This window comes from Phyllobacterium brassicacearum, assembly GCF_003010955.1.
Lineage (GTDB): Bacteria > Pseudomonadota > Alphaproteobacteria > Rhizobiales > Rhizobiaceae > Phyllobacterium > Phyllobacterium brassicacearum.
The window spans coordinates 21419-30947 of sequence record NZ_PGGO01000035.1 but is presented as its reverse complement, the minus strand read 5'-3'; the positions used below and the strand labels follow the sequence as shown (position 1 = coordinate 30947).

The following is a 9529-nucleotide window of genomic DNA, read 5'->3' as shown; positions in this document are numbered from 1 at the left end:
CAGATCGCCGTCTCTTCCTTTGACACGTCCAGACCTACAAAAAGCTGTTCCATTCTGCTCTCCTCTTTTTGACGCGGCCATAGTAGCCGCCAGAGAGCGCTGACAATCAATTACTCAGAGTCTCATCGACGTGCCATTTGCCGGTAACGGCGCGTTTGCGCCGATTGAAGCGCTCGAGCAGCTTTGGCGCGAAGTGGATAACCCAGCGATGCACAGTGGAATGGTCAACGCTCAAACCGCGTTCAGCCATCATTTCTTCGAGATCGCGCAGGCTGAGGTTGTAAGCCAGGTACCAGCGTACGCACAGCAGGATCACGGACTGGTTGAAATGGCGACCTTTGAACATAGCAAGCTCCCCTGTTTATCGGAAGCTATGCCAGACGAACGGTAAGCAATCAGTTTGCGACAGAACCACGAGGCGTCGCCATTCAATGTTGACCAGAGCTTTGGGGGCATGCTCCCTCAAGGGAGCGCACGGCAATATCTCAAATTGAGCCTCTTCCCGTTCAATCCGGCAGTCCGGCCATGCGATAGCCTTCGACGAAGCGCTGGACTGTCTCCACGTCGCGGGCGGGTTGTGCAGCGGCCCAGTGCGTAATCGTGAATTTTGGGGTTATCGCCATGAAAAGAGCTGCCTCACGCATCGCCTCGTCTCTGCGTCCGAGTTGGGCAAGGCTAGCCGCCAGTATGCGGCGCGAGGGGCTGCGGTAGATCGCCTCCATGCGCAAAATCCTGACGGCTTCTTCATATTGGCAGGCCGCGTAATGCGCGAGTCCAAGCTGCCAATAATACCACCCGGCCGGGTGCGGATTCAGTCGAAGCGCCCTTTGGACCAGTTCGATCGCTTCCGATGCGCGACCTGCGAACGCCGCAAGCTCCGAACAGGTGGCTAGGGCATCCGCATTGCTTGGTTCCAGCGTGAAGGCGGCTGCGAACTCTTCATCGGACTCGGTCCAGCGTTTTTCATAGGCCAACAAATATCCGAAAAACCAATGACCGGCAGCGTCGTTCTCGTCCAATGCTACTGCCTTGCGGGCCAGTTCAAGGGCTCGTGATCGGTTCTCTCCCGTGGGTTCGATGCTCTGTGCCCACAATTGCCAGTAAACAAAAGCCAGCCAGCGAAATGCCTCCGCATATTCGGAATCGATGGAGACTGCCTGGTTCAAGAGTATCTTAGCCTCGCGGAGCGCTTCTGGGGAACTGTTGAACGCTGAGATCAGACTTCGCCCGCGGACACAAAGGTCATAAGCTTCCAGGCTCTTCGGACGGTTGCGTGACGGTGATTCCGCCAAGCGTCCAACAAGGGCCTCGACGATCTTGTTTGTGACTTCGTCCTGTACGCCGAAAATGTCTTCGAGATTTCGGTCGAAGCGTTCGGCCCAGAGGTGATCTCCGCCAACGGCGTCGATGAGCTGAACGTTGATGCGCACGCGACCGCCGGCGCGGCGTGCACTGCCCTCCAGGATGTAGCGGACGCCCAAATCGCGTGCGATCAATCGAACGTCGACCGATTTTCCCTTGTAGGCAAAAGTCGAATGGCGCGCGATAACAAACAGGCCGGGATTTCTTGAAAGGTCGGTAATCAGGTCTTCGGTCAACCCGTCGGTGAAAACGTCCTGCTCGGCTTCCCCGCTCAAGTTGGTAAACGGCAACACGGCGATCGATGGCTTGGCAGGCAGCGGCAGCGCCGCTTGTCCTTCGTGACCCATCGCGGCGGCGGGTTCATAGAGTACGCGATAGACATGAACTGGTTCGGCGATGTTTTTCAGAGATTTCGGTCCAAGATCGTCAAAGTCAAACGCAAGCTTGCGTTTGACTTGATCACGGATGCCCGCCGACACGTAGATGGCACCCGGCTCGGCCAGGCTTTGTAGCCGTGCGGCGATGTTGACGACGTCGCCATAGAGATCACTGCCGTCTATGACGACATCGCCGAGATTGATCCCGATGCGCAAGACGATACGGCGCGCCTCCGGCAGGGCAGCGTTTGATTCCTCCATCTTCCGCTGCAACTCGACCGCTCCGGACATGGCGTTGACCGCGCTCGGGAACTCCAGGAGAACCCCGTCTCCCATCACTTTGACGATGCGGCCGCCATGCGCGCGCACGATAGGCTGGAGAACTGTCGCCCGGCGCTCCTTCAGCACCGCCAGCGTCGCGACCTCGTCCTCCTCCATCAAACAAGAGTAGCCAACGACGTCCGCGACGACGATTGCTGCAAGACGGCGCTGGACGCGTTCTTCGGCCATTTGTGCAATGTGCCCGAGGAGGTGGAAGTGTGCCTATCGTAACTGCGCCTTGGGTAGAAGTCCATTGAGCCGCTCCTGATCTGGAGAAACAATCCACCGTTCAGCCGAACGGCCGACGGGGCTGCTGGTCGCCATGGTGGCAAGCGGTTCGGGCGACAAGGATGTGATCAGCCAGGTGGAGCGATTGCGTTCCAATTGGATGAAAATGGAATCAGGTAGCAAAACCACCAGATCTGAAAGCTAACAATGCCGACTTTTGCAACGGTATCGGCCGAAGGCGGTCATCGAGCGTTCTTACAGTGTCATTTCGCCCCCTGCCGGAACCGACCCCAACCAGATTTACACATGCGACATGCCTTCCGTGCTTTCGGTCGAAAGGATCAATGCGATAGGCGTTGTCAGGTTAACAGAAGCTCGGCGTGACGTTGCGTTCAGCTCCGATTTCAGGCGAGCGTCCCGGTTACGGCTTTCCATTCCGCCATGGCGCGGAGCCGATGAAGGTGGATGCCGAAGGCGGAACGTTTGTGGTGGGACGGAACGAAAAGGTTGCGCAGGGCAGAAAAGATCGAAACAAACCGCTGCAGACCTCCAGCTGATCGGAAGCCTTGCATCGACCGCTCCCGTTTTCGCAACGGGACATGAGAATTCTCTGCCCGGTTGTTGAGCCCCCTATGCGAACGGTGCTCGACGTTTGGCATGACCTGCCGGCGGGCTGCTCCATAGGAACGCAGCTTGTCGGTAATAATGCGCTTGGGTGGCATGCCCTGTTTCTTCAACAGCCGTGTCAATAAACGCTTGGCGGCCTTGGTATTGCGGCGTGCCTGGACGATCTCGTCGAGGACACACCCGTCCTGATCGACGGCCCGCCACAGCCAATGCTTCCTGCCGGAGATGGTGATGACAACTTCATCGAGATGCCAACGTCATTCGATGAGGGCTGCTTGCGGCGAAGGCGACGAACATAGTCGGAACCAAACCTCTGGCCTCAGCAGCGAATGGTTTCGTAAGACACCACGATCCCACGCTCGAGGAGCATCTCTTCAACCATGCGCAGGGATAACGGGAATCGGAAGTACAACCACACCGCATGAGCGATGATCGGGGGCGGGAAACGGTGACGTTTATAGCTGACGGCAAGCTGGCTCATGACTCCTTTCTATGCCAAAGACGATGATCAAGAGTTAACCTGACAAAGCCTCTACCCATCCCATAATTCTCCGCATGTTGAAGTCATTCGGGGGAAACGTGATTGTCAGAGGAAGGCGGCTGCAATGGCAGGCGGCCACCGGCTACGGCAAGCGTGCGCTGATCGAAACCGCCATCGGGCGATACAAGGCTTCAATCGGACGACGCCTGCGGGCTCGTTCGTTCGCAGCTCAGCAGGCGGAGATTGCCATCGGCTGCACCATCCTCAACCGTATGCTGGCATGTGGACGCCCGGACTCTGTCCGCTGCCAGGCCAGGCAGGCATAGTCCACCTCAAAGACAGAGGCGCATCGAATTCTTGATCGCTGCACCAACGCCTGTGACAAGCCCCTCGTAGGGAGTGCATTCGGGCGCGCCGGCCTCAATATCGAAGCCGTGAGTAGTAAGATTTCTGCGCCGCCTCGCGTGCCTGCCCCAGCGTGAGGATGCCCTGCTCGCGCAGGAGCGGAAGCAGCTTAAGGAACACCTCGGCCGTCGCCAGCGCGTCGCCGACCGCCGTGTGACGGCCGGAAATCGTCACACCCAGACGCGCCGCGATCGCCTCGAGGTCGTGCGATGCCTCGTTCGGATGTACGACGCTCGACAAGAGCAGGGTATCGAGCACTGGCTGGTCGAACCGCACGCCACTCACGACCTCCTTGAGCTTGAGGAAGCGCATGTCGAAGGCCACGTTGTGCCCGACGAGCACCGTGTCGCTGGCGAATGTCCGAAACGCGGGCATCACCTCGGCGATCGTCGGCTTGCCGCGGACCATCGCCGGCCGGATGCCGTGGATCGGAATCGATGCTTCGGGAATGCTGCGCTGGGGATCGACCAGTTGATCGAAGCACTCGCCGCGCAGCACCTTGCCGTTGACGATGCGGGTCGCTCCAATCTGGATGATCTCGTCGCCATGCGCGGGGTGGAGGCCGGTCGTCTCTGTGTCGAACACCGTGTAGGCGATGTCCCCCAGCAAACGTTCGTCGAGCGCGCGGCTACCTTCGCTGGCTGCGAAGAGGTCGAAATCATAATATTCGGGCCGGCTGTCCTTGTGGGTCACCGCAGCAGCGGGCTCGCCCGTCGCCAGCGGCAGCAGGAAGCGGAAGAACGATAACGAGCGAGCGCGGTCATGCTCGAACCAGACCTCGCCGCCGTGCCGTTCCGCCACGTCACGCACCGAGAGCGGCGAGAGCACGTCGCCGACCTGCATCGCGCCAGTCTGCCAGCCAGTCAGGGTCTCGGGACGAGCGTCCTCGGCCGCCCAGATCAAGTCGAGGTGGGCGCGATTCCCGGCTTGGGTCAGCCGGATCCGCAGATCGGCCCGGTCGAAAGGCTCGAGGCGGCTCGCGAGGAACGCCAGCGCCTGGATCAGCGCAAAGCTGTCGACGCTCAGCCACAAGGTCCCGTCGACCTCGTCCGGGGTCACGCGCTGGCCGGTATCCGCCTCGATCCGCGTCGCGACAGCAGCGACCAGGTCGCCCCCCAGCATTTCCTGCAACGGCCAGCGTGTCATGAGGTCCTGCGACATGCCCGCGGCGAGTGCTGCGAGCCGCGCGCTCATCGCGGACACCTCTTCTCGCACCACCTTTTGGAAGCGGTCGCGCTCCTCCGCCTCGAGGTCGGGATAGTCGAGCACGTCGAGCGCGGCCTGCATGTTGGCGAACGACGCGCGGCTCGCCTCGGTAAGTTCAAGCAGCTGCCGGTCGCGCCGCGATTGCACCTCGTACTCGCCGGTAATGTCATCGAGTAGCAGCACGAACCCGGTGGGCGCCGACCCGTCCGACGCGGCCGGGCGCACCGGCGCCATGCTAACGCGAAGCAGATGCCCCGCGGGCATGCCGGTCACAAACCGCGCCGACGCCGTTGCGGCGTCGTCGCCCCGGGCGATGCGCCGCTCGACCGTCTCGAGCGCATGCGCGATCAGCGCCCGGTCGAACACGCCGTAGATCGAACGGCCCAGCCCGATTAACTCGGCGCCCCCGGCCCCCTGGGGCGCGCGCGAGAGCCTGCGGAAAAGCTGCCGCGCTCGCTCGTTATAGAGCAGGATCCGTCCATCGAGGTTGCAGACCACAACGCTCTGATTGAGTTCGGCCATCAGCGCGCCGAGCTGGTCGCGCTGCTCGGCTACACCCCGGCTTGCCGCGGCCACCAGGCGCGCCATGTCATCCTGCAATGCCCGGCGCGCGCCCGCTAGCCCGTTGATGGCTACGGCCAGGTTGCGCGCCGCCGCTCCGCCGTGCGGGACCAGATCAGGCGCCGCGACATCGCCGATCAGTACCCTGGTCGCATCCGCCAGCCGCGCCGGTGCGGCCACATGCGCCGCATAGAGCCGGCCGGCGGCCCAGGCCGCCAACGCGGCGGCGATCAGCCACCAAGCCACCGGGAGCACGCCGTGGGACGCCACCAGCGGGCCGATCGCCGCATCGACGCCCGCGCGCTGCGCGGGGTCCAGCGTCATCCGGAACAGTACGCCACCGAGCGCCAGCCACGCCGCTAAGGCCGCGCCGGGCGCGAGCATCACCAGCACCAGGCGGCGGTCGAACTTCACGCGAGCATGTCCCGGACCTTCTGCATGAGGTCGCGCGTCGAGAACGGCTTGGTCATGTAGGCATCGGCGCCGACACCGACCCCCCGCGCAACGTCGGTGTCGCGCCCCTTGGCCGTCAACATCAGGATCTGGGTATCGCGAACCGCCTCGTCAGCCCGCACCGCCTCGCAGACGTCGAACCCCGACATGCCCGGCATCATTGCGTCGAGCAACACCAACTGCGGCCGCTCGCGGCGGATCGCCTCGAGCGCCTGCCGGCCGTCGCGCGCCACGAGTACCTCATAACCCTCGCGCTTCATCATGAACTCGAGCGACACAACGATGTTCGGCTCGTCGTCTGCAACTAGAACCTTCAAGCTCATAGCGATTCCTCACGGCGTTTCTTGAATTCCGCTGGCTGGAGCGGCAGCCGGAACGCGAAGCACGCGCCCCCGCCCGGTTCCGATTCCAGCCACATGCGCCCGCCAAAATGATCAATGATCTGGCGGCAGATTGGAAGGCCCAGTCCCGTTCCAGGCGGCCGGTTCTGGGCGTCCCCGCCCTGGCGGAACTTCTCGAACACCGTCGCCTGCTCGCCAAGGGGCACGCCCGGGCCGTTGTCATGGACCTCGACGACCAGGCCATCCCCGTCGGTCCGCAGTACGACCCCTACCCTTCCCGCCTTGGCCGGAACGAACTTTGCGGCGTTGCTGAGCAAGTTCAGCATGACCTGGGTCAGCCGGTCGGGGTCCGAGCGGATCAGCGGAACCTGGTCGGGCAAGGACAGTTCGACTGCCGCCCCACGCTCGCGGAACAGCTCGGATGCGGCGCGCACGGCATTCTCGACGAGCTTCGCCATGTTGACGTCGGTGTTGTGCCACTCGGCATGTCCAGATTCGATCTTGGCCATGTCGAGTACCTGGTTGACCAGACGACTCAGGCGCTCGCTCTCCGAGACGACGATCCGCAGAAACTCCTCGCGCTGATCCACCTCCATGTCGGGCGCGTCCAGCATCAGCTCGGACAGGGCGCGGATCGAGGTGAGCGGGGTCCGCAGCTCATGGGTCACCGAGGACATGAAGTCGTCCTTGAGGTGATCGAGGCTCTGCAGCTGCTCGTTGGCTGCGCGCAGCTCGGCGGTCGCCAGCTCGAGCGCGCGCGACTTGTCCTCCAGCGCGCGCGCGTAGCCGCGCAGCTGCGATGCCTCGTCCAAGATCTCGATCACGTCGTCGATCGCGAGCGGCTCCTCCTGCACCACCGAGGCGACCATGACCCGGGCCGATGCGCTGCCCACTGTGCCGGCGAGCTGCCGCTCGACGCGGTCGACAAGGCGCGCGTCCGCTACCAGGTTCCGGACCTCGGCGACGCCAATCTCCCGTGCATGCTCCTCGAACAGCTGCCCCGCGCGGTTTGCTCCGAGCAGGCGGCATGCAAGCGTCGTAAGATCCTCGAGCCGGGCACGGCCGCGCCAGAAGACGGGCGACGCCTGGCCGGATGCCCGCCCGCGCTCGAATACGTCGACGAACAGTAGCGCCTGGCTCGCCTCCCGGGCCGATGGTGCACGCCACAGCGACAGGCCCACATAGAGGCCGACGTTGGCTAGAAGGCTCCAGAACAGCGAATGGGTAAGATTGTCGAGCCCGTTGAGCCCGAACAGCCGCTCGGGGGCGAGTAGCTCGATCCCGAACGGGCCGTGCCCGACGAATCCAACCGGGATCCAGCCGGATTTGGCCACGGAGGGCAGCATCAGCGTATAGGCCCACATCGCGAAGCCGCCGAGCAGTCCGCCCAGCGCCCCAGCTCGCGTGCCGCCGCGCCAATACATGCCGACCAGCAGCGCGGGAGCGAACTGTGCAACCGCCGCGAAGCTGATCAGGCCGATGCTGACCAGCGCATAGGCCTCTCCGGCGACGTGGAAGTACAGGTAGCCGAGCATCAGCACGGCGAGGATTGCACCGCGTCGGATGTTGAGCAGCTGCTGCGTCAAGTCGCCGCCCGCGCGCGCGCCGAACCCCGACAGGCGCAGCAGCGACGGCATGACCAGGTCGTTGCAGACCATCGTCGAGACGGCGATCGTCTCGACGATCAGCATGCCGGTGGCTGCGGACAGGCCGCCCACATAGGCGAACAGCGCTAGCGCCGGCGCACCATGCGCGAGCGGCAGCGACAATACGAACGTCTCGGCGTCCATTCGCCCCGGGCCGAAGATGATCTGCCCGCCGATCGCGATCGGCAGCACGAAGACGTTGATCAGCAGCAAGTAGGCGGGGAAGACCCAGGCGGCCCGCCGCAGGTGCTGCTCGTCGACGCATTCGACAACCATCATCTGGAACTGACGCGGCAGCAGCAGCACCGAGAGCATCGAAAGAAGCGTTAACGCAAACCACTGCGCGTAGCCGAACGAGGCGACGCCACTCTCGCCCCCGAGGCGCAGCAGCGCGCGAAGCTCCGGGAACGCCTGCCCCCGCGACCAGATGTCGGCCATGCCATCGAACAGGCCCCAGGTCACGAAGGCCCCCACCGAGAGAAAGGCGACGAGCTTGACGATTGACTCGAAGGCGATGGCCGCGACCATCCCTTCGTGCCGCTCGGCGCTGTCCAGGTGGCGCGTCCCAAAGATGATCGTGAACGCCGCAAGCGCCAGGGCGACCAAGAGCGTGCCGTCCTGCCACCAGGCGATTGCCGGCAGCCCCGGTGCTTGCGGGCCGCCGGTGAGCACGTGATAGCCGGCGGAGATCGCCTTCAACTGCAGCGCGATGTAGGGGACGATGCCGACGACGGTGATCAACGTGACCAACGCGGCCAGTAACGGGCTCTTGCCGTAACGGCTGGCGATGAAGTCGGCGATCGAGGTGATCCGGTAGGTGTGCGCGATGCGGATCATCTTGCGCACGACGATCCAAGCGAGCAGCATCGCCAGCATCGGCCCGAGGTAGATTGGCAGGAACCAGACTCCGGACGCCGCCGCGCGCCCGACGCTGCCGAAATAGGTCCATGCGGTGCAGTAGACGGCCAACGACAGCGCATAGATCCAGGCGTTATCGATTACAGAGCGACCGAGCGCCGCGCGCCGGTCGCCGAAGGCGGCAATCGCGAACAGAAGCGACAGGTAGCCGAACGAAACGCCGAGGACAAGGGAAGCAGCGATCATCACTCAGCCGGACGGGCTCGGCCGCGCGCGGTGCGGGGTCGAGACCGTCGCGGGTTGCTCGCGTGGTCCCTCCATCACTTTTCACACACGTCTATCAATGATATCAAACACATAGAGCATATTCCACCGTGAACGCCCCATTCACGCCCTTCGTTCACGGCCCGGGGGTATGTCGGATGCGCTCGCTCGCCCAGGCAAGTACCCCGATCAGGGCCGCCCAGATCCCGAAGAGCGCCACCGGTAGCAGCGGCAAGCCAAAAAGCATCATATCACGGTCCCAGACGATCAGCATCGGGAAGTTGAACAGGACCAGCGCCGCCCCCCAGATCGCGAGCAGCAGTTGCAAGCGCGGTCCGCGCGCGGGACCCCTGCCGCCGTGGGACCGGCTCGCGTGACGACCACTCATCGGGGGGTCCC

Annotated in this window: 5 protein-coding genes and 3 pseudogenes; 1 reads left to right on the top strand and 7 read right to left on the bottom strand. The window is 63.5% G+C overall.

The window, feature by feature from the left end:
* Window positions 1-118 precede the first annotated feature (118 nt).
* The 3 genes and pseudogenes from CU102_RS26800 to CU102_RS26785 form a co-directional block, all read right to left on the bottom strand.
* Window positions 119-346: pseudogene (locus tag CU102_RS26800) on the bottom strand (IS6 family transposase); the annotation flags it as partial.
* Window positions 347-506: 160 nt separating this feature from the next.
* Entirely contained in the window at window positions 507-2249 is a 1743-nt protein-coding gene (locus tag CU102_RS26795) for an adenylate/guanylate cyclase domain-containing protein (RefSeq protein WP_106714116.1), read from the bottom strand.
* A 443-nt stretch (window positions 2250-2692) separates the two neighbouring features.
* A pseudogene (locus CU102_RS26785) lies at window positions 2693-3396 on the bottom strand (IS6 family transposase).
* A 116-nt stretch (window positions 3397-3512) separates the two neighbouring features.
* On the opposite strand from CU102_RS26785, the pseudogene CU102_RS26780 reads away from it, so the two are divergent.
* A pseudogene (locus CU102_RS26780) lies at window positions 3513-3722 on the top strand (IS5/IS1182 family transposase); the annotation flags it as partial.
* Window positions 3723-3816: 94 nt separating this feature from the next.
* Here the strand turns inward: CU102_RS26780 and CU102_RS26775 are convergent.
* The 4 genes from CU102_RS26775 to CU102_RS26760 all read right to left on the bottom strand — a co-directional run bounded on the left by CU102_RS26775 (window position 3817) and on the right by CU102_RS26760 (window position 9458).
* Window positions 3817-5982 carry an exonuclease domain-containing protein gene (locus CU102_RS26775; RefSeq protein WP_106714114.1) on the bottom strand — a complete coding sequence of 722 codons (2166 nt, stop codon included), beginning with the start codon at window positions 5980-5982 and terminating at the stop codon, window positions 3817-3819.
* Window positions 5979-6344 (bottom strand): response regulator transcription factor, encoded by a 366-nt coding sequence (locus tag CU102_RS26770; RefSeq protein WP_106714113.1) that lies wholly within the window; start codon window positions 6342-6344, stop codon window positions 5979-5981. Before CU102_RS26770 ends, CU102_RS26775 begins: the two co-directional genes overlap by 4 nt.
* On the bottom strand, window positions 6341-9112 hold the full coding sequence (locus tag CU102_RS26765; protein ID WP_106714112.1) for a sensor histidine kinase: 2772 nt from the start codon (window positions 9110-9112) through the stop codon (window positions 6341-6343). The genes CU102_RS26770 and CU102_RS26765 overlap by 4 nt, the downstream gene beginning before the upstream one ends.
* 154 nt (window positions 9113-9266) lie before the next feature.
* The gene (locus tag CU102_RS26760) at window positions 9267-9458 is read right to left on the bottom strand and encodes a hypothetical protein (protein ID WP_208113904.1); all 192 of its coding nucleotides are present in this window, start codon (window positions 9456-9458) and stop codon (window positions 9267-9269) included.
* Window positions 9459-9529 lie beyond the last annotated feature (71 nt).

Coding starts and splice junctions, on each gene's coding strand:
- CU102_RS26795 (WP_106714116.1), bottom strand. CDS start 2,249: ATGGCCGAAGAACGCGTCCAGCGCCGTCTTGCAGCAATCGTCGTCGCG.
- CU102_RS26770 (WP_106714113.1), bottom strand. CDS start 6,344: ATGAGCTTGAAGGTTCTAGTTGCAGACGACGAGCCGAACATCGTTGTG.
- CU102_RS26765 (WP_106714112.1), bottom strand. CDS start 9,112: ATGATCGCTGCTTCCCTTGTCCTCGGCGTTTCGTTCGGCTACCTGTCG.